The 20,491-nt window shown below is 61.0% G+C and carries 13 protein-coding genes; 6 read left to right on the forward strand and 7 right to left on the reverse strand.

Features of this window, described 5'->3' with window-relative positions:
* Window positions 1–90: 90 nt before the first annotated feature.
* The gene (gene tkt / locus ACXX81_RS08045) at window positions 91–2,145 is read right to left on the reverse strand and encodes a transketolase (protein WP_231422956.1); all 2,055 of its coding nucleotides are present in this window, start codon (window positions 2,143–2,145) and stop codon (window positions 91–93) included.
* 173 nt (window positions 2,146–2,318) lie between these two features.
* Between tkt and ACXX81_RS08050 the strand changes: the two genes are divergently transcribed.
* Entirely contained in the window at window positions 2,319–2,543 is a 225-nt protein-coding gene (locus ACXX81_RS08050; RefSeq protein WP_209982719.1) for a DUF465 domain-containing protein, read from the forward strand.
* 30 nt (window positions 2,544–2,573) lie between these two features.
* Here ACXX81_RS08050 and hglS read toward each other — a convergent pair whose 3' ends face one another.
* Window positions 2,574–3,947, reverse strand: a complete 1,374-nt coding sequence (hglS, locus tag ACXX81_RS08055; RefSeq protein ID WP_458571466.1) for a 2-oxoadipate dioxygenase/decarboxylase HglS — start codon at window positions 3,945–3,947, stop codon at window positions 2,574–2,576.
* A 195-nt stretch (window positions 3,948–4,142) separates the two neighbouring features.
* Here hglS and ACXX81_RS08060 point away from each other — a divergent pair, with 195 nt between their 5' ends.
* Entirely contained in the window at window positions 4,143–6,779 is a 2,637-nt protein-coding gene (locus tag ACXX81_RS08060) for an MGH1-like glycoside hydrolase domain-containing protein (protein ID WP_458571467.1), read from the forward strand.
* A gap of 31 nt (window positions 6,780–6,810) precedes the next feature.
* On the opposite strand, the gene ACXX81_RS08065 is transcribed toward ACXX81_RS08060, so the two are convergent.
* Window positions 6,811–7,125: an SCP2 sterol-binding domain-containing protein gene (locus ACXX81_RS08065; RefSeq protein ID WP_458571468.1), complete on the reverse strand. Its 315-nt coding sequence runs from the start codon at window positions 7,123–7,125 to the stop codon at window positions 6,811–6,813.
* A gap of 56 nt (window positions 7,126–7,181) precedes the next feature.
* A complete protein-coding gene (locus ACXX81_RS08070; RefSeq protein WP_458571469.1) occupies window positions 7,182–7,892 on the reverse strand; it encodes a histidine phosphatase family protein in 711 nt (236 codons plus the stop codon).
* A gap of 195 nt (window positions 7,893–8,087) precedes the next feature.
* Between ACXX81_RS08070 and sohB the strand changes: the two genes are divergently transcribed.
* Entirely contained in the window at window positions 8,088–9,113 is a 1,026-nt protein-coding gene (gene sohB / locus ACXX81_RS08075) for a protease SohB (RefSeq protein ID WP_231422960.1), read from the forward strand.
* A 603-nt stretch (window positions 9,114–9,716) separates the two neighbouring features.
* On the opposite strand, the gene ACXX81_RS08080 is transcribed toward sohB, so the two are convergent.
* A complete protein-coding gene (locus ACXX81_RS08080) occupies window positions 9,717–11,879 on the reverse strand; it encodes a TonB-dependent siderophore receptor (RefSeq protein WP_458572570.1) in 2,163 nt (720 codons plus the stop codon).
* Window positions 11,880–12,100: 221 nt separating this feature from the next.
* Here ACXX81_RS08080 and ACXX81_RS08085 point away from each other — a divergent pair, with 221 nt between their 5' ends.
* Window positions 12,101–16,357 (forward strand): leucine-rich repeat domain-containing protein, encoded by a 4,257-nt coding sequence (locus tag ACXX81_RS08085; RefSeq protein WP_458571470.1) that lies wholly within the window; start codon window positions 12,101–12,103, stop codon window positions 16,355–16,357.
* A gap of 157 nt (window positions 16,358–16,514) precedes the next feature.
* Window positions 16,515–16,931 carry an SRPBCC family protein gene (locus ACXX81_RS08090; RefSeq protein WP_458571471.1) on the forward strand — a complete coding sequence of 139 codons (417 nt, stop codon included), beginning with the start codon at window positions 16,515–16,517 and terminating at the stop codon, window positions 16,929–16,931.
* Between the two features lie 138 nt (window positions 16,932–17,069).
* Here ACXX81_RS08090 and ACXX81_RS08095 read toward each other — a convergent pair whose 3' ends face one another.
* Window positions 17,070–18,461 (reverse strand): sensor histidine kinase, encoded by a 1,392-nt coding sequence (locus tag ACXX81_RS08095; RefSeq protein WP_209982701.1) that lies wholly within the window; start codon window positions 18,459–18,461, stop codon window positions 17,070–17,072.
* On the reverse strand, window positions 18,439–19,122 hold the full coding sequence (locus ACXX81_RS08100) for a response regulator transcription factor (protein WP_034096990.1): 684 nt from the start codon (window positions 19,120–19,122) through the stop codon (window positions 18,439–18,441). Before ACXX81_RS08100 ends, ACXX81_RS08095 begins: the two co-directional genes overlap by 23 nt.
* Window positions 19,123–19,456: 334 nt before the next feature.
* Between ACXX81_RS08100 and ACXX81_RS08105 the strand changes: the two genes are divergently transcribed.
* On the forward strand, window positions 19,457–20,362 hold the full coding sequence (locus ACXX81_RS08105) for a hypothetical protein (RefSeq protein ID WP_458571472.1): 906 nt from the start codon (window positions 19,457–19,459) through the stop codon (window positions 20,360–20,362).
* The last annotated feature ends 129 nt before the right edge of the window (window positions 20,363–20,491 follow it).

The following is a 20,491-nucleotide window of genomic DNA, read 5'->3' on the forward strand; positions in this document are numbered from 1 at the left end:
GAGGGGGCTTGCTCCCGATAGCGGTGGGTCAGTCAATGCAGATGTTGACTGTGACACCGCCATCGGGAGCAAGCCCCTCCCACAGGTGGATCAGTGTTGATTCAGCTGGATTTGCTGTTTGGCCTGCTTGACCACATTTTCCACGGTGAAGCCGAACTTCTCCTGCAGTTTGGCCAGTGGGGCCGAGGCGCCGAAGCTGTTCATCACCACTTTGGCGCCGGTCTGCCCGACATAGCGGTCCCAGCCCAGCGGGCCGGCCTGTTCCACCACCACGCGGGCTTTCACCGCGGGCGGCAAGACGCTGTCGCGGTAGGCCTGGTCCTGGTCTTCGAACAGTTCCCAGCTGGGCATCGAGACGACCTGCGCGGCAATCCCTTCACCCTTGAGCTGTTCATACGCCGCCACCGCCAGGCTCACTTCACTGCCCGTCGCCAACAGCAGCACTTGAGGTTGCTCGGCACCCGCCAGCACATAGGCACCCTTGGCCGCGCCGCTGGCGGCTGCGTACTTCGTACGGTCCAGGGTCGGCAGCGGCTGGCGCGAGAGCACCACACAACTGGGCCGATGGGTTTGCGCCAGCGCCACTTTCCACACTTCCAGGGTTTCATTTGCATCGCCCGGGCGCAGGGTCAGCAGTCCCGGTGTGGCGCGCAGTTGGGTCAGGTGCTCGATGGGCTGGTGAGTGGGGCCGTCTTCGCCCACGCCGATCGAGTCATGGGTAAACACGAACACCACCGGCAGTTCCATGATCGCCGCCAGGCGGATCGGCGGTTTCATGTAGTCGCTGAACACCAGGAAGGTCGAGGTGTACGGCCGCAGGTAGGACAGCGCCATACCGTTGGCAATCGCGCCCATGGCGTGTTCGCGGATGCCGAAGTGCAGGTTGCGCCCGCTATAGTCATCGGCGCTGAAACGCCCGGCGCCGTCGAAGGTGAGGTTGGTCTTGGTCGAAGGCGACAAATCCGCCGAACCGCCGAGCAGCCAGGGAATCTGCTGGGCGAAGGCGTTCAGCACCTCGCCACCGGCGGCGCGGCTGGCCACGCCCTTGGCGTCGGCCGCATAGTCGGGCAGTTGCGCCTGCCACTGCGCGGGCATTTCGCCGGCGCGCATGCGCTGCAGTTCATCGGCCAGTTGCGGGTCGAGGCGCGACAGGGTCTGGTTCCACTGCGCAAACAAAGGCTCGGCACGCTCATGCAGCGCGTCACGCAATACCGTGCGCGCGACTTCGGGCACCAGGAAGCTGGAATCTTCCGGCCAGCCGTAGGCCGCCTTGGTCAGGCGAATTTCGTCGTCACCCAACGGCTCGCCGTGGGCCGCTGCGGTGTTGTGTTTGTGCGGCGAGCCGTAGCCGATCACGCTGTCCACCACAATAAGGGTCGGCGCGCCGGTGTTGGCCTGGAAGGTGGTCAATGCGTCGCTCAATGCCTGCAAATCATTGGCATCGGTGACGTGCAGGGTGTGCCAGCCATAGGCCTGGAAGCGTTTGATCACGTCTTCGCTGAACGCCAGTTCCGTGTGGCCTTCGATGCTGATGGTGTTGTTGTCGTAGATCCAGCACAGGTTATCCAGCTTCAAGTGGCCGGCCATCGACGCGGCTTCGCTGCTGATGCCTTCCATCATGTCGCCGTCGCCGCACAGGGTGTAGACGTTGTAATCGAACAGCACCTGACCGTCGCGGTTGAAGCGCTTGGCCAGCCAGCGCTCGGCCATCGCCATGCCGACGCTGTTGGCGCAGCCCTGGCCGAGCGGGCCGGTGGTGGTCTCCACGCCAGTGGTCATGCGGTACTCGGGGTGCCCTGGGGTTTTGGAACTCATCTGCCGGAACTGCTTGATATCGTCCAGGCTGATTGCCGGCTGGCCGCTGCGCTTGCCGTGGGCGTCGATCTCGACCACACCGGCCAGGTGCAGCAGCGAATACAGCAGCATCGACGCATGGCCCACCGACAGCACAAAGCGGTCGCGGTTGGGCCAGTCCGGGTGCTCGGGGTGATAGCGCAGGAATCGACTCCACAGCGTATACCCCACCGGCGCCAGGCCCATGGGCGTGCCCGGATGGCCGGAGTTGGCCTTCTGCACGGCGTCCATGGCCAGGGTGCGGAGGGTGTTGATGCATTGGGTGTCGACAGCGGTGGCAGCGTGATTCATGAACCGGTCTCCCTTGGGTGGCGATCTACAGTGGAGGGCAGCTCAGCGCAAAGGTTTGATCCCATCCTTCGCGCCGCGACGAACGGAACCGATGGGCTTGAAACATGACAAGCGCGTCAGGAATGGGCTAGTTTCAAAGGCGTAAGCCATTGATCAACGTGAGGAGGTAGGCCATGCCAGTTAAACACGACCTGTATCAGGACCTGGGGATGAGCAAGGACGACGTTCACAAACACAGGGCGAACGATAAACGGCTGGACGCGCTGCTCACTCGCTATGACGCCGCCGACAAGGACGTGCTGGAGGCGGAAAAAGCCAGTGCCAACGATGAGGATGTAGAGAAGCTCAAGAAGAAACGCCTGTTGATCAAGGACGAGATCAGCGGCCGCCTGAGCTGAATGCCAACGGCTGTAGGAGCACGCTTGCTCCTACAGCAATGCCTGGGTGCAGGCGTCGATGGAACGCTGCTGCGTCTGTGCATACAACTGCAATTCATCGATTGTCCTGCACCCCAGCGCCTGCTCGAACTCGGCCTGGTTCGAGTTCGCCGCATAGTGACTCTGCGCCGCATCCCCCAAATTCGACTGGAAAATCCCCGCCGCACTCACCGGCAGAAAATCCTCATACACCAACGGTTCAATCGCCACATGGCCGGCGCGCAAAAGTGCCTCCAGCGTGTGCGGCCGGTCGGCCTGGCCGCGTGCTGCCAGGCCCTGCTCGGTGGCGAAATAACGAAAATAGGCCAGGCCCTGTTCACGCATCAGCCCATGATCGTCGGGGAACGCCTGGAAGTGCTGTGCCATCAACTGCGTGTAGCGCCCGGCGTTGGCCTCGTTGGGAAAGGCACCCAGTTCCTCGCGCGCGGCGTTCAGCAGTTGGTCGTACAGCGCGCGGCCCTTGGGGGTGAGGGCGACGCCGCGTTGTTCGATTTCGCCGAAGCGCGCGCTGTGGCTGCCGTGGGCATCGGTGAAGGCGATGGGTTCGTCCAGCGCCTTGAAGCTGGTCTGGCGCAGCAGGATCGGGCAGCGGCGGCGCGGCGGTCCTTCGATCACCGCCTTGGGCGTGATGCCTTTGCCGGGCATCGCGGCCTGCACCTGGTCGATGTCCAGGGTGCGCGGGGTCAGGTGATTGATGTGCGGGCCCTTGAAGGCCACCACATCGGCGATCAGGCGGTGCTGGTCACTCAATTGCCGGTACTGCGCGCCGGTGACGGTAGCAGTGTGGTGCCAGCGAAAAGTCTCCAGGGCCTGGCGGATGAATTCATCGGCCTGCGCGGCGTTGAGGCCGCCGTGTTGCTCGGCGTGTTCGATCAGCGCCAAAGCGCCCGGGGTGAAGATCGAGCGTTTGGCCAGGGCGGTTTCGGCGAAGGCGCGCAGCTCGGGGTTTTCGATCAGTTCCAGGCGCAGCAGCGAGGTGAATACGCGGAACGGGCTGGTTTGCAACGCGCTTTCATGCATCGCACGAAACGCCGTGGAATGCACCGGCACCCCGGCCGGGGTCAGGTCGTAATAGCCCACCGGCTGCATGCCCATCACCGCGAACAAGCGGCGCAGGGTTGCCAGTTCGGCAGCCGTGCCCACGCGAATGGCACCGTGGCGTTCCAGGTCCAGACGCTGGCGTTCGCCAGTGCGTTGCAGCTGTTGCGCCAGGCCCGGGTCGCTGTCGAGTACGCGGCGGTTGGTCTCGGCCACCAGCTCCAGCAGCGCGCCATAAAGCGGCACTTCATCGCGGTACATGTCGGACATGGCCCTGGAGAAACCTTTGCGAATGTCGTCGGGGCTGACGTGGGCGGTGCTGGACATAGAAAAATTCCTGATGGCAGTGGCGATGAGCGTGGCCGTTCACGGGATTTTGTTGGGCGCGGGGTGCGCGTGCAAACGAAGAATCCTCAGGACTTCATTCTGCAAATGAATGAAAGGCGTCTTCCAAGTCTTCATGTGCATCCGCGCGCGGTTGGGCTCTACACTGCGTCTATCAGGCAGGCGACGGAGGACTCCATGACGGCCACACCCAATACCCGACTACGTGAAACGGTTGAAGGCCAGCGCCTGGCGACCGAGGATGCCGAGGATTGGCGCGCGTGGGGGCCGTATTTGAGTGAGCGCCAATGGGGCACGGTGCGCGAAGACTACAGCGCCGACGGCGATGCCTGGCGCTACTTCCCCCATGAACATGCGCGCAGCCGCGCCTATCGCTGGGGCGAGGATGGCCTGGCCGGTTTCAGTGACAAGGCGCAGCGCTGGTGCCTGGGCCTGGCGCTGTGGAACGAGCGCGATGTGATCCTCAAGGAGCGCCTGTTCGGCCTGAACAACGCCGAGGGCAACCACGGTGAGGACGTCAAGGAGCTGTACTTTTTCGTCGACGGTGTGCCGAGCCATGCCTATATGCGCATGCTCTACAAATACCCCCATGCAGCGTTTCCCTATGCCGACCTGATCAGCGAAAACGCGCGACGCGGGCTGGGTGATGCCGAGTATGAAATCCTCGACACCGGCGTGTTTGCAGACAACCGCTATTGCGACGTCAGCGTCGAGTACGCCAAGCATCAGCCGGACGATATTTGTATGCGCGTCACCGTGCACAACCGCGCCGAGCAGCCGACGCGCCTGCAGGTGCTGCCCCAGGTGTGGGCGCGCAACGACTGGAGCTGGACCGCTGACGCCGCCAAGCCGCAATTGAAACTCGACGGTGAGCGCGTGCTCGCGCGTCATCATGAATTGCCCGATTACCAGCTCGGCGCCTGGGGCCAGGACGGCGTGGAATGGCTGTTCTGCGAGAACGAAACCAACTACCCCAGGCTTGACGGGCAAGCCGCGCCCGGGCCGTTCAAGGATGGCATCAACGATTACGTGGTGGACGGTGTGCAGGCCGCCATTCGGCGTGACGCGGGCACCAAGGTCGCCGCGCGTTTCATCCTGGAGCTGGCGGGGCTGGAAAGCAAAACGGTCTACCTGCGCTTTGCGCCGGTGGGCGCGCCTGAGGTCAATGCGCGCAAGCTGTTCGACCAGCGCCGCGAGGAAACCGATGACTTCTACGCCGCCCTGCAACAGGGCCTCGTCGATGAAGACGCACGCAATGTGCAGCGTCAGGCCCTGGCCGGCCTGCTGTGGTCCAAGCAGCTCTATTATTTCGATGTGAACCAGTGGCTCGACGGCGACCCGGCCCAACCGGCGCCGCCGCCCGAGCGCTTGCACATTCGCAATACCCATTGGCGGCACTTGTCCAACTTCGACATCCTCTCAATGCCTGACACCTGGGAATACCCGTGGTACGCGTCCTGGGATCAGGGCTTCCAGGCGGTGGCGTTTGCCCTGATCGACCCGGGCTATGCCAAGCAACAACTGCTGCTGTTGGTGAAGGACCGCTTCATGCACCCCAATGGCCAGTTGCCGGCCTATGAGTGGCGTTTCGACGATGCCAACCCGCCGGTGCATGCCTGGGCCAGCTGGCGCGTGTATCAGCAGGACAAGGCGCTCACGGGCGTCGGCGATATGGATTTTCTCGAGCGGATTTTCCACAAGCTGCTGCTGAATTTTTCCTGGTGGGTCAACCGCAAGGATGCCGAGGGGCGCAACCTGTTTCAGGGCGGGTTTCTGGGCCTGGACAACATTGCCTTGTTCGACCGCTCGGCGACGTTGCCACCGGGTTATCAACTGGATCAGGCCGATGGCACCGCGTGGGTGGCAGCCTATGCGCTGGACCTGATGCGCATCGGCCTGGAACTGGCCAGGCGCAATGCGGTGTACGTCGACATTGCGGTGAAGTTCTTCGAGCACTTCCTGTATATCGCCGGCGCCATCAACCGCGTCGACGACAGCGCCGAAGGCCTGTGGGATGAGCAGGACCTGTTTTTCTACGACGTGCTGCACCGCCCCGATGGCCACAGCGAGCCGGTGCGCCTGCGCTCGATTGTCGGCCTGATGCCGCTGTTCGCCGTGCTGGTGCTGGAGCAGCGCGAGCATGAAGGCCTGGCGGGGTTGCGCGAACGGCTGTTGGGCTTTATACATCACCGGCCTGATCTGGCCAGGCTGGTGTCGCGCTGGAATGAACCGGGGCAGGGCAATCGCCTGTTGCTGGCGTTGTTGCGCGGCGAGCGCACCAAGGACCTGCTGCGGCGCATGCTGGATGACGATGAGTTTCTCTCGGCGTTCGGCGTGCGCTCCTTGTCCAAAGCCTTCGCCGAGCAGCCGCTGGCGCTGCAGATGAATGGCGACAGCCTGAGCGCGCGCTATCAGCCCGGCGAATCCGATTCACGCCTGTACGGCGGTAATTCCAATTGGCGCGGGCCGGTGTGGATGCCGGTGAACTACATGCTGATCGAGTCGCTGCGCGAGTTTCATCGTTACTACGCGGATAATTTTTCGGTGGAGTACCCCACGGGGAGTGGTTATCTGGCGTCGATGGGGGAGGTCGCCGACAGCTTGAGTCAGCGCTTGACGCGATTGGTTCTAAGGGATGAAAACGGCCTGCGGCCTTCGATGGCGGGGTATGCGCAGCTGGAGGCGGACCCGGCGAGTCGCGACCTGGTGCTGTTCCATGAGTATTTCCATGGAGAAACGGGGCGAGGCCTGGGGGCGTCGCATCAGACGGGGTGGAGCGCGTTGGTGGCGTTGTTGCTGCAACCGAAAAACTGATATGGGAGGGGCGAGCCCCTCCCACGGGTACTCAGGACGGGAACAATTCGCTCAGCTTCATGGCCAGCATCATGTCGCCTTCGGTGCGCAGCTTGCCGCCCATGAACGCCTGCATGCCGTCGGTGGAGCCGTCGACGATGCCTTCCAGGGTTTCGCTGTCCATCACCAGCGTGACCTGGGCGTCCGGGTTTTCGCCTTCCAGCAGTTCGCAGGTCTCGTCCTTGACCACCAGCGAGAAGTTCTTGGTGTCATCGATACGGAAACCGAACACCAGGTCCAGACCTTCGGCGGCGCTTGGGTTGAATTTGGCTTTCATTGCTGCTACGGCTTTGGCTACGTCAGTCATGGTTTCGATCCTTTAGGGTAGAGTCCAGTGACCTTGGGGTCACGGTGGGCCGCAGTTCATCGGAACGTGATGAGCTGCGGCGCCTTCAACAGTTGCAAGTGCGCATGACTGTTGAAGGAAGCCAGGGCCACCTCGCGACCGCGGAATTTCAGCTGGTTGAGCGAGGTGTTAACAATGTGCCAGTTCAGCTCGAAGGCCTGCGCGGCAGGCATTCGGGTGATCAGGTGGAGCAGGGCGGTGATGGTGCCGCCGGAGGTGAACACGGCGATCTTGTCGGCGTCGTCGGCCTTATCCAGCAGACGCTGCAGACCGCCCTGTACGCGCTCGACGAACCCCAGCCAGCTTTCCAGCCCCGGCGGGTCGTAAGTGCCGGCCAGCCAGCGGTCGATGATCAGCGCAAAGATGCGCTGGAACTCGCGGCGGTTTTGCGCGGCGTTGCGCAGGATGTCGAGGGCGTCGGGTTCTTCGCTCAACAGCTCGGGGAGCAGCGCGCGGATCACCGCTTCGGCGTCGAATTCATTGAATGCGCTGTCGGTTTCCACGGGCGGGACCGGCAAGCCGAGGGCGCTGAAGGATTCGAAGGTGGCGGTGGCAGTGTGCTGTTGGCGGCGCAGGTCACCGGCGATGCAGCGGTCGAAGGCAAGCCCCAGGTCGGCGAGATGACGACCGAGCACCTGCGCCTGTTCCACACCGATGGGCGACAGGACGTCATAGTCGTCTGCCCCGAAAGAGGCCTGGCCATGCCGAATCAGATAGATGCTGCCCACGTCCGTTTTCCTGGGTACGTTGAAACGTCCGACGAGGTTATGGGGATGCCCGGAAGCTGTCAATGGAAAAACATACGCTTGTTTTAAAAGGTAGTTGGAGGGCGGCTGCTGGCGGTTTGGGCACTGGTTTGCAGGCAGTGCCGCCGGTATGCTGGGGCCATCCGCGCCTGGCGCACTGCACTTGTAAGGAGAACCATGGATTTTCTGGCTGAATACGCGAGCTTTCTCGCAAAAACTGTCACCCTGGTGGTCGCGATTCTGGTCGTCCTGATCAGCTTCGCGGCGCTGCGCAGTAAAGGACGTCGCAAGTCCGCCGGCCAGTTGCAGGTCAGCAAGCTCAATGATTTCTACAAGGGGTTGCGTGAGCGCCTGGAGTCGTCCCTGCTTGACAAGGACCAGCTCAAGGCCCTGCGCAAGTCCGAAAGCAAAACCGAAAAGAAGAACAGCAAAAAGAAGCCAGAGGCCCGGCCCCGGGTGTTCGTGCTGGATTTCGATGGCGATATCAAGGCCTCGGCCACCGAGAGCCTGCGCCATGAAATCACCGCGTTGCTGAGCCTGGCCACGCCCGAGGACGAAGTGGTGCTGCGCCTGGAAAGCGGCGGCGGCATGGTGCACAGCTACGGCCTGGCCTCGTCGCAACTGGCGCGCATTCGCCAGGCGGGCGTGCCGTTGACCGTGTGCATCGACAAGATCGCGGCCAGCGGCGGCTACATGATGGCGTGCATTGGCGAGAAGATCATCAGCGCGCCGTTTGCCATCCTCGGCTCCATCGGTGTGGTCGCGCAGTTACCCAACGTCAACCGCCTGCTTAAAAAGCACGACATCGACTTTGAAGTGCTGACCGCCGGTGAATACAAGCGCACCCTCACGGTGTTCGGCGAAAACACCGAGAAAGGCCGGGAGAAGTTTCAGGAAGACCTGGATATCACCCACCAACTGTTCAAGAACTTCGTCTCGCGTTACCGCCCGCAGCTGTCAATCGATGACGTTGCCACCGGAGAGGTGTGGCTGGGCGTGGCGGCGCTGGACAAGCAACTGGTGGACGCGCTGCAGACCAGCGACGAATACCTGGCCACCAAGGCCAAGACGGCCGAGGTGTTCCACCTGCACTACGCCGAGCGCAAGAGCCTGCAGGAACGTGTGGGCCTGGCGGCCAGCGGTTCAGTGGACCGGGTGCTGCTGACGTGGTGGAGCCGCCTGACCCAACAGCGGTTCTGGTAAGACTGTAGTTTCTGTGACTAGCGGCTTGCCTGCGAAGATGATTTTTCGGTGCGCATATTCGTTTCTGCGGTAACGGCGACTTAGGGTTCCGCCCTGACGGCGGGTCACTTTGGAAAGCCCCAAAGTAACCAAAGGGCTCTTGCCCCAACACTCGGCACCTCGCCCAGGCTCGGTGTGCCCGAACGCAGGCTTTGGAGCGTGGGCCGCCGCGATGGGCCATCCTTGGCCCAGCGCGGCTAACCCGGCGTCCTGCCGGGTTACCCACGCTCCAAAACCTGCGTTCGGCCAGCGTGTTTGACGGGGCGCTTCCAGATCAAAAGCAAAAGCGCGGCGGCCTGAGCGCCGACCGGAATGGTTTGCGAACGCTGTACAAAATGTGGGAGGGGGCTTGCTCCCGATGGCGTCGGCCCAGCAAACATTGATGTTGAAGACCCACCGCTTTCGCGGGCAAGTCGAATCGTCGCACCGCCGCTTCCACAAGGGATCTGCGCTTAACTGACTGGCCTTAGGGCAATCCCGCTCGCCACAGTGATGTGGCTGTCTGACATTTCAGGCTTTAAAACCAGGCGTTCTCCCACAGTTGGATCTGCATGCATACCTGAATCAGAAGTTGACCGATGCACTCAAGCGGGCCGTCAACGGTGCGCCCTGGAACAGGTAGTCATCGCCCATGTACTCGCCCGCGTCGCGCCAGTATCGCTTGTCGAACAGGTTGTCGACGCTCAGGCGAAACACCGTTTCATAGCCATCGAGCCGGGTGGTGTAGCGGCTGCCGACATTGACCACCGCATAATCCCCCACCGCTGCATTGCCGGTGCGATTGGCGTACTTTTTGGCGCTGTAGTGCACGCCGCCCAGCACCGCCAGACCGTTCACCCACGGCAACGCGTAATCTCCATACACACTGGCGCGCAGCGTGGGCACGTTGATTGCCTGATGATCTTCATAACCCGGCGTGCCGCTGCCGCTCACCCGCGCACGAATCGCCGCCACGCTGGTTGCGATCTGCAGGCGCTCGGTGGCCCAGCCGTTGGCCGAGAGCTCCAGGCCTGTGTTTTTCTGCTCGCCCTGTTGTACGTAAGTGAATTTGCCGGTGCCGTCGGGCTTGGCATATTGATAGGCCTGGCGCGTCTGGAACACGGCGGCGGCGAAGCTGATGCGGCGCCAGTCGTATTTCACCCCGGCTTCGATCTGCCGTGATGTGGTCGGTGCCTGGGTGGTATCGGGATTGCTCGCAAACCACGGCGCGGTGCCGCCCAGGGACAGGCCCTTGCTGTAGCTGGTGTACAGCGAAACAGCCTGCACCGGCTTGTAGATCAACGCCGCCTGGGGCAGGAACACAGACTGTTGGGTATGCCGTGCCGGGTTGCCGTCGCTGTCGAAGGCGCGCTCATCCAGGCGTACTTCACGGCCGCCGACGACGGTTTGCCATTGTTCGCTCAGGCGCATGCGGTCGGTGACGAACACGCCGTACTGGCGGCTGTCGAGGGCCCGATGACTGTCGTTGAGCGGCTTGTCGGTGGCGGTGAAGGTCGGCACGTCCTCGTCGACAGTGGCGGTGCCAATCAGCTCGTTGACTGGCATGCGTTTGTCGACCACCCGGCGAAAGGCGCTGCTGCCGAAGGTCAGCTCATGACCGATGCCGGCGGTGTCGAACAGGCCGGTCATGGTTGCTTGCACTTCATCGTCGCGGCGCGTGTCATCCGGGCTGCGGAAGTCGTAGACGTCGTAATTGCCTTCGGGGCTGAAGTAGTTGGGCGTGCTCGAGCCGCTGCAACTGGCCGAACCGTAGCAGCCCCAGGCAAACGCGCTGTAGTCGTCGATCACCACCTGGCTGCGGGCTGCACTGAGGCTGCCTTTCCATTGGTCGCTGAAGCGGTACTCGAACTTGCCGTTGAGGTTCAGCGAGTCGATGCCCACCTGCCTGGAACCGCTCTGGTGCCCCAGCAGTTTTTTCGGCGATGCGCCGTGGGGCACTTCAGTGCCGCCCAGCAATTGATAGCCCGGCACCGAGCGCTGTTGCTTGTTCTGGTATTCCGCGTCCAGTTGCAACACGGCGTCTGGGCTGAGGTTCCAGTCAAAGGCCAGGGACACGAAATCGCGCCGGCCATCGGCGTGCTCCACATAGGTATTGAGGTCTTCATGGGCCACGTTGGCACGCAGGCCGAATTGCTGCTCGCTGCCGAACCAGCCGCCCACATCCGTGGCCACATAGCCGCTGCCGCGATCATCGGTGGAGACGGTGACCGAACGCACCTCTTCCGGGCGCTTGGTCACATAGTTGATGACGCCGGCGGGTTCGGAAATCCCGCTTTGCAGCCCGGCCAGGCCCTTGAGCACTTCCACCTGCTGCTTGTTCTCCAGCGCAACGTTCTGCTCGCCAGTGATGGTGCGCCCGTTGATCTTGTAGCTGCTCGCCGCATTCAGCGAGAAGCCGCGCACCACGAAGTTTTCGTAGTAGCCGATCGGCGCATAGCTGTCGCCCACCGAGGCGTCGTTGCGCAGCACTTCACTGAGCAGGCGGGCCTGCTGGTCCTTGATCAGCGTGGCGTTGATGACCGTGATCGAGGCCGGTGTGTCGAGTAACGGCGCTTCGTTGAACCCGCCGACCGACGCGCTCTCGGTGCGGTAGCCGGAGGCTTCCTCGCCCTGGACCTGTAGCGCCGGCAGTTCGATTTCAGCCGCCTGGCTGCTGCCCATGCCGCTGCTGAGCAACAGACCGAGGGCAAAAGGTGAAGTGATGACGGGACGAAGACGCATAACCATAACCATGGGGCAGGGCCTTAAAGCGTTGGGCGGGGGGCGCATAAGCTAGGCATAACGGCGGGATATTACAAGATTGAGCGTTGGCTCAGGCCTCGTGGGCACCGCTTGACCTACAGAAGGCGTCAGTAATGGGCTCGACGCGAACCTCCATTCTCTGATCGTTCAATCAAGTCAACGAACCTAGAGTCGACGATTCTTCAATCACAAATGGATTTGACTGCATGACATCCTGCATTTCGACAACCAACCGGCTCGGCTCACTGAATCTTGCCCTGAAAGACAGCCTGATCTTCACACCCGCTGAACACGGTGCCACACAGATACGCCTCAAGTGGGGCGAAGACCTCGACCCTGTCACCACCCAGTTGGTGACGCTGGACTATGACTACCACGGCCACCCGCCCATCAACGGTGTGTATCAGGGGCAGATCCGCGTCCAGCAGTCACTGGTGCAGGGCCTGTTGAGCGACTACCAGGCGGTGGGCGATAACCGTTTTGCAGAAACGGCTTTCGGCCTGTACACGCCACCAGCCGTAGGGCCAGAGATAAAGCTGGTTGCGAATGTCGACGAGTTCGCTTTTCAGGGCAGCGGTAATCATAAGGTTTACGAGGGTATCTACCGCCGCACCGACCCGCAGACCTACGGGCCTTCCACGCAACTTGCGATCACTGCGGCCGAGTTTAAAAAATGGGTGTGGACGCTCGATTACAAAGAGTTGTATCAAGAGTACCTGTATAGCAACTTGCCATCGGATGCCACGATCATGGGGAGCGAGCCTTACGCGTTGCGCACCTCAATGAAGACAGCATTCGTCATGGCTGCCTTTTTGCAAAATCTTGAATCGAGCCTGACCCTTGCCGGATTGCAGTTGGCTCTTTCAGTGGCGGGACTTGGAGAAGACGCTGTTGAGTTCTCTGGCATCAGCAGTGTTCAGTTGGAGCAACGCACCTTTCCAATGGCGCATGTAGAAGTTTCCCGCCTGATGATCTATCGCTACACGGCGCGGGATCTTTGGGTAGTGCGTCATCGTCGCAGCGGTGTGGTGCTGCTCTATGTACCAGGCAATTCGTCGCCGCTTCATCAGTTCGCAAACATGAAGGCATTGCGCGCCTGGATCGTAGAGCAAGGCAAACACCGAGAGAAAAGAGTGGCCCTCTGCGAGCATTTCGAAAAAGACGACCGCAGCGACGGCACCTTTCACGCGGGTGTGCTGACAGCATTGCAGGCCATGGCCCAGTATCCGAAGCAGCATCACCTTACTCGCGAATCGGGCTTCTTCAACAATGACGGGTATTGGAACCCGGACGATTACATCCTGCTGGATACCGTTGCGAATTCAGTTGATCCGTTTGCTGAATTGGTCAAGGTATTCAAGCAGACAAGCCTGGCCACTGCCGAGGAAGCCATTCGCGACGATGCCGATGTCAATCGCGACAATCTGGCGGCCGTGATCAATCCGGTGATCGGCTGGATAAACCGATGGGGCGCGCTGGCTATTTTCTTTCCCGGTGGTGAAGGCTTGCTGGGTCTGGCCGGGTTGATCGACGCCGCGCAGGGGGTGTCTGAAGTGGTGGAAGGCGAGAGCCGGGATAAAATCAATGAAGGCGTGACCCGAACGGTCTTTGGCTTGCTCAATGCGCTGCCGCTGTTGATCAAGACCGGCGTAGCGCTGGCCGGCCCGGCGTCAAAGCCAACACCGCGGCCCAGGCCGCCTGTGCTCGATGAGGGGGGCGCAAGCATTCAACCTCCCTCCGAGCCCATCGTTACCCCATCGTCGCCTCACGTCGTTGCTGCTGAAATCTTCATCCCGCCAGGCGCGGAGAATGTGCCCGTCGCACAGTGGACTCGTCCTCAGTTGATGCGCGGTTTCGGGCGCGAGGTGGAAGGGATTTCGGATGACAGGCTGGAATTGATCCGCCGGGTCAGCGGCGTTTCAGATGAGCAATTGCGCCAGCAACTGATCACGGGCGCCAGGCCCAAAGGGTTGTTTGCCGATACGTTGCTGCGTTTCAAGACCGCTCAGCGAGTGGAAGACTACATTACGCAGCTGGGCAGTGTTCAGTCGCCTCTGGGGGATTTGCACCTGGCCCGCTGGTTGACGTCAGACAGTTCCTGGCCCCGCGGCGTCGGCTTGCGGCTGGTCGATGGTAACAAGGTCATCTGGGAAACCGCCGCAATCACGGCTGAAGAAGATGTGTTGGTTATTCATCCCAAAGGCGGCTCGTTATTCAAAGACCTGGCAAGACGTTTGGGCCCGGAAGAAACACGTCAGTTATTGGGCGATCTACTTGAGCCAGGGGAGCCATATCCTCCCACTTACGTCAGAGCCCGATTGATACACCTCAAGGCCAGGGGGATCGCGCATGATCAGCGGTTGTCGATGTTTGAAGAGCATTACAACGTCCTCACCAAACCGCAGAGTGACCTGCAAAAGGCCCTCGCGCATGAATACCCGTCACTGCCTTTGTCAGTGCGCGATCAGATGTTGCTCGACGAACACATCAGCCCTGACAGCACGTTGACCCTGGCAGAGACCAAGGCGTTGTTTCAGCGTCTGGAACCTCAAGTCTCGGCTTACGAACACGAGTTGCGCCTGGTTCGTGCCTATGAGGGGGCTTATCTCGATAGCATCCGTAACGTGGACAGTGACACGCTGCTGCTGCACAGCGCTCGGCGCATGCCCGGTTGGAACGTGCCGATAACGGTGCGCGAAGGGTCGGCCTCCGGTGTGGTAGTGGACAGGATCGGAGCGCCCTCCCTGCCAAAACAACGCATCATCATCAGGGCAACAAACCGCTACCGATGCCCGGACTCAACGCCGACGCCTGGCTATATCACGGACGACTTTGGCGATGCGCTTGTAGCCAGCCTGACGGATGCGGAGTTTCTCAAGCTGGGCGTGCAGCGCTCACTCGACAACTTCAAGTTCAAGCTACGGCTCAACCTTTTAAACCGGCGCGAATTTGAAACGGTGCTGCGTCGACAGCAATTGCGAACGCCGTTTTTCGAGCCGGAAGAAGGTAGCTTACGGGGGGGGGCTGGAGGGCGAGCGGCAGCCCTGCGGACCGATAGAATGCTGGTGGACACCTACATTCCCGGCTTCACGGATCTGCAAGTCAGCGAATTCATGGAATGTTTCGATTGGGTCGATGATGCGCAAGCCGAGCTACAGCGAATTGTGGATACCCAGGAAAACCTGAGCTACATCTCCGAGTACCAGTGGAGCATTCTGGAGGATGAATATTTCCAAAAGGAAAACGAGGCTTACCAGGATGGCCTCTCGATTGATTCTGATGACGAGTTGCCAGACGCGCCGATCGATGAGGAAGACAAGATCGAGTGGATAATTGATCAGAGTAAACTTGATCCTGAAACGCCACCCGAATGGTTTGAGGAGCTGCGTCGGTTGTACACATGGCGTGGCGCGCAATCGCAAAAGGTCTATCGCAACGGTCGGATGATCGGCTTCAAGCTTGACGCGGATTTCACCGTGTCGGGCAATCGCCCGCTAGTGGACCTTTTCACCTATATGCGCAGCGAGAATCTGCAGTTCAATTCCGTGGTTGCCATCAGTGAACCGGAGGGAATGATTCCTGAGTATTTGGAGATCTATTCCCGCTGCTTCCCGCGTCTTGAAATTCTCGAGATTCAAAACGTGATCCGCTCCGGCTTGCCCGCGGAACTTGTAAAGTTTCCCCGTCTGAGGCAACTGAAACTGACCAGTAACGGGCTGAGCATGCCGCCGGAGGAGAGTGCGTTTTTCAGTCAGATGACGGCGCTGGAGTCACTTGATTTGAGCGGTAATAATCTTGGGACGCCTCCATCGATCGCCACTTTGACCAAACTGCGCCGCCTCACTCTGAATCGCACGGGGTTGACGACTGTTCCCGAGGAGTTGTTTGAACATCAGTCTTTGGAATTTCTGGGGCTGGAGGATAACAATTTCACCTCTATTCCCAGGACAGTTGACTTGAGGCAGGGGCTGGACCTGAATGGAAATCCCTTCAACGATTTGAACACGTTCCAACGTTTACTCTCGTTTGAGCGTGAAACAGGTGTCGAATTATGGGTCAACAATAACGCCCCGCTTTTGAACCAACCCGTTGACTGGCTCAGGGGCTTGCCCGAGTCGGAAGCGGCCGCCAGAACAACGCTATGGCGAAGAGTGGCGGCTCAGGAACTCGTGGCGGACCCGGGAGCTACAAGCATCTTGTCGCGATTCGCCAAGCTCTCCGGCACGGCGGAATATCAGGCAGGTTATGAAGGCCTGCGCAAACGGCTGTGGTTATTCATCAAGCGGATCGTGGATGCGGACGAGATGCTTCGTGTGTACCTGCGATCGATCGCCAACCGTTTGGCGCAGGTCATCAGTCCCGCGCAACTGTTGAGAAGGCTTGAGGAGGCCGTGATTGAGTTCGACTCCGTTCTGCGGGGAGAACTTAGGTATCCAGCGCCTAAATACCCGAGGTTGGAATAACCGATAGTTGGCCGATGCGGTTGAACGATAAGCCGGGCAGTGTTTCAAACACTCACTGAGCACCCCCTGGAATCATGTCGTCTGCTACCTCTGGTGCAGCGGCGTGGTTCGACAGGACAAGGATTTGAATGCTGATTTATTTTCTGGAGTATTTACCGTGGCAACAGCATCTTGCGTGATTGAAATCCCCGCTTCGGCCGATCAGGTCTGGCAATTGATGGGCGGTTTCAACAGCCTGCCGGACTGGCTGGCGTTCATCGCCAGCAGCGAGCCGGGTGAGGGCGGACGCGTGCGTCACCTGCAAACTACCGATGGCGCCGTGATCGTGGAGCGCCTGCAAACCTTTGACAACGTGGCGCGCACCTACAGCTACACCATCGAGCAATCGCCGTTTCCGGTGAGTGCTTACCTGGCGACGGTGCAGGTTGAGGCGCTGAGCGAAACGTCGGCAAAGGTGACCTGGTCCGGCGTATTCACACCGGCAGCGGGCACCACCGAGGCGGCTGCCGAGGCGTTGTTCACTGGTGTGTACCGCGATGGGCTTGCTGCGCTGCGCGCCAACTACCCGGCCTGATCAGATCCGACAGACAGTGCACATCCAACTGTGGGAGGGGGCTTGCTCCCGATAGCGGTGTATCAGCTACAGCCATGCTGACTGAACCACCGCCATCGGGAGCAAGCCCCCTCCCACCGTTTTTTTGCAGTGTCCGGGTTATTTGGGCATCAGTTGTTGCCGGCACTCCAGTGCCAGCCTGGCGCCGCCGCGTGCGCTGCTGCCCACGTCCAGCTTGAAGCCATGCAGGTTGATGATCGCCGCCACAATCGACAAGCCCAACCCGAACCCGCCTTGCTGATCGCCTTCGTCCACCCGGTAAAAGCGCTGGAACACCGCATCGCGCTCGGCCAGCGGAATGCCAGGCCCGGAGTCATGCACTTCAATGCGGGTGCTGCCGGCGTTATTGACCGCGCGCAAAATCACTTCGCCGCCCGGCGGGGTGAACTTGATCGAGTTGCTCAGCAAGTTGGACAGGGCTTCGAACAGCAGTGCGCGGTCACCGCTGATTGGCGGCAAAGACGCCGGCACGTCCAATACCAGTTGCAATTCGCCTTCTTCGGCCAGGGGCAGGTAGAAGTCATGCAGCTCGCGCAGCAGCGGCAGCGGGTCCATCACCAGAAAGCCCGAGCGGCGCTGGTGATCTTCCAGCTCCGAGATGCGCAACAGCCCACGAAAGCGCGCCATCAGCGTGTCGGTTTCGGCAATTGCATCGTCGAGTTTCACCGCGTGCACCGAGTCTTCCTCGGCTTGCTGCTTGATGCGGTACAACTGCGCGCGCAGGCGCGTCAGCGGGGTGCGCAGGTCGTGGGCGATGTTGTCGCACACGCCCTTGACCTCATTCATCAGTTTCTCGATGCGGTCGAGCATGGCGTTGACGATGGCCGCGAGCATGTCCAGCTCATCACGCCGGTCGGACAGCGGCAGGCGATGGGTGAGGTCGCCGGCGACGATGGCCTCGGCGCTCGCCTGAATCCCGCGAATGCGCCGCAGCGGGCGGCGGCGCAGCAGATGCCAGCCGGCGATCCCGGGGATGATGGTCAGCGACAGCGCCCACAACAGGGCGTGCCAGATGATCCGCGTGACGCCGAACAGCGAACCGTTGGCGCGCACCAGCACCAGCCAGCGGCCGTCGTCGGTGTGGGTGGCGACGGCATCGCAGCTGTCCTTGGGCAACTTGGGATCGTCGGATTCGACGCAATTGACCAGCGTGTGGATCTTGCCGTCCAGGGGCAGGTCCGGTGGCACCGCGCGGATCGGCCCGCTCAACGGGCGGAAGGCCTCGTCGAACAGGCCATAGGCGTCTACGCCCTTCATGTCGAAGGTCATGCTGGTGGTCAGCGCTTCCACCAGTTCTTCACCGTCGAAGCGCTGGAACAGGTGCTGGCGCTGCAGCAGCGAATGGCGCGACAGGTCGCTCAGGTAACCCGAGACCTCGTAATACAGCACCCCCATGAGGATGCAGCTCCAGGCCACGAACAGCGAACTGTACAGCGCCAGCAGGCGGCTGCTGGAGGAGCGCCAGCCCTTAGAGGGGTTCAGCAATGACATAACCCGAGCCCCGTACCGTGCGGATCAGCGGCGTGAGGCCCGGGGGATCGATCTTCTTGCGCAGGCGCCCGATGTGCACGTCGATCAGGTTGGTGCCGGGGTCGAAGTGATAGCCCCAGACTTCCTCGAAGATCATCATTCGCGAGAGGATCTGCCCGGTGTTGCGCATCAGGAATTCGAGCAATTTGTATTCGGTGGGCAGCAGGGTCAGCGGCTGATCGGCGCGACTGGCTTCGCGGCTGATCAGGTTCAGTTCCAGGTCCGCCACGCGCAATGCGGTTTCGAACTCCTTGACCGTGCTTTTGCGGCGCAGCAGCACTTCGACGCGCGCGGCCATTTCATCGGAGGCGAAGGGTTTGGTCAGGTAATCGTCACCGCCGGCGCGCAGGCCGCGCACACGCTCGTCGACGTCGGAGAGGGCGCTGATCATCAGGATCGGCGTGGAGACGCCGATGGTGCGCAAGGTGGTAACGATGGCCAGGCCATCCAGTTCCGGCAACATTCGGTCGAGGGTGATCAGATCGTAATCACCACTCACGGCGCGGACCAGGCCTTCGCGGCCATTGTCCACCCAGTCCACCTCCAGTCCATGGCTACTCAGCTCGGCGACGATCTCGCGGGCCGTTACGGCGTCATCCTCGATGGTCAAAATACGGGTCATAGGAGTACCTGGTGAGCGATTCACACTAGAAGTACGCATATTTTGCCAATAAGTAACTGAACGTTTCCTAAATAAAACGTCATCTCCATAAAACTGACAGGAAAATCATCTGGGGGAACAAGCCCCTTCTCACAGGCCGTTGTGTGTGGCTGGGGGGATTGCATTACGCCCGCTCGAAACCCGGGTTTATTGCAACTTGCATGGATTGTGTAAGTTCAATTTAGTTAAGTTATTGAAATATATAGATTTTATTTTTAGAGGGGGCTGGCACGCGGCCTGCACTGTCCCTTTTGAGACTTGTAACACTTTTTTTCCTGCCGGGAGCACAACAACAATGATCACATCATCCACCACGCTTCAAGAATCGAGCGCGCGCTCCGGGGTTTCCTGGGGGGCGATTTTTGCTGGCGCCGCTGCGGCGGCTGCACTGTCCCTGATCCTCGTACTGCTGGGCTTCGGCCTGGGTTTCTCGGCGGTATCGCCGTGGGCCGACAGCGGCATGAGTGCCAAGGGCCTTGGCATTTCCACCATTATCTGGCTGGCTTTCACCCAGATCGTCGCATCGGGCCTGGGCGGTTACATCGCCGGTCGCTTGCGCGTGAAGTGGGCCAACATGCATGGCGATGAGGTGTACTTTCGCGACACCGCCCACGGCTTCCTGGCCTGGGCCGTGGCGACCCTGATCACGGCCGTATTGGTCGTCGGCTCGGTGAGCAGCGTCGTCGGCGGTGGCGTCAAAGCCGGTGCCAGCGTGGCGTCGGGTGCGGCAAGCGGCATGACCCAGGCCGCCGGCAGCATGGCCAAGGGCGCCCACAGCGGCGACTTCGGCTACTACGTCGACAGCCTGTTCCGTGATGATCGCCCTGCAGCGGTCAGCGATGACGCAGCCCATGCCGTGGTCGGTCGCATCTTCGCCCGTACCCTGAGCAACGACGGCCAGTTGGCAGCGGAAGACCGTACCTACCTGGCTCAACTGATCAGCCAGCGCACCAACCTCAGCCAGGCCGATGCCGAAGCGCGTATCGACAAGGTGTATGGCGACGCCCGCAAAGCCATCGAAGACGCCAAGCTCAAAGCCAAGCAAGCTGCCGACACGGCCGCGAAAGTGGCCGCGTACGCCTCGCTGTGGACTTTCGTGTCGCTGTTGATCGGTGCGTTCTTCGCCAGCTTCGCTGCCACCTTCGGCGGTCGCCGTCGCGATGCGGTGGTGTACGTCGAAACCGAAAACTACGTTCGTTAAATAAGGAAGAACATCATGCGCTCATTACTTCTGTGGTTCCTTGGCGTGCCAATCCCGTTGATCATTCTGATCGCGATCTTCATGCACTGATCCGAGCCAGACTCCATCCCGATGTGGGAGGGGGCTTGC

The organism is Pseudomonas sp. GNP013, from assembly GCF_054343995.1.

Coding starts and splice junctions, on each gene's coding strand:
- tkt (WP_231422956.1), bottom strand. CDS start 2,145: ATGAATCACGCTGCCACCGCTGTCGACACCCAATGCATCAACACCCTC.
- ACXX81_RS08050 (WP_209982719.1), top strand. CDS start 2,319: ATGCCAGTTAAACACGACCTGTATCAGGACCTGGGGATGAGCAAGGAC.
- hglS (WP_458571466.1), bottom strand. CDS start 3,947: ATGTCCAGCACCGCCCACGTCAGCCCCGACGACATTCGCAAAGGTTTC.
- ACXX81_RS08060 (WP_458571467.1), top strand. CDS start 4,143: ATGACGGCCACACCCAATACCCGACTACGTGAAACGGTTGAAGGCCAG.
- ACXX81_RS08065 (WP_458571468.1), bottom strand. CDS start 7,125: ATGACTGACGTAGCCAAAGCCGTAGCAGCAATGAAAGCCAAATTCAAC.
- sohB (WP_231422960.1), top strand. CDS start 8,088: ATGGATTTTCTGGCTGAATACGCGAGCTTTCTCGCAAAAACTGTCACC.
- ACXX81_RS08080 (WP_458572570.1), bottom strand. CDS start 11,879: ATGGTTATGCGTCTTCGTCCCGTCATCACTTCACCTTTTGCCCTCGGT.
- ACXX81_RS08085 (WP_458571470.1), top strand. CDS start 12,101: ATGACATCCTGCATTTCGACAACCAACCGGCTCGGCTCACTGAATCTT.
- ACXX81_RS08095 (WP_209982701.1), bottom strand. CDS start 18,461: ATGTCATTGCTGAACCCCTCTAAGGGCTGGCGCTCCTCCAGCAGCCGC.
- ACXX81_RS08100 (WP_034096990.1), bottom strand. CDS start 19,122: ATGACCCGTATTTTGACCATCGAGGATGACGCCGTAACGGCCCGCGAG.
- ACXX81_RS08105 (WP_458571472.1), top strand. CDS start 19,457: ATGATCACATCATCCACCACGCTTCAAGAATCGAGCGCGCGCTCCGGG.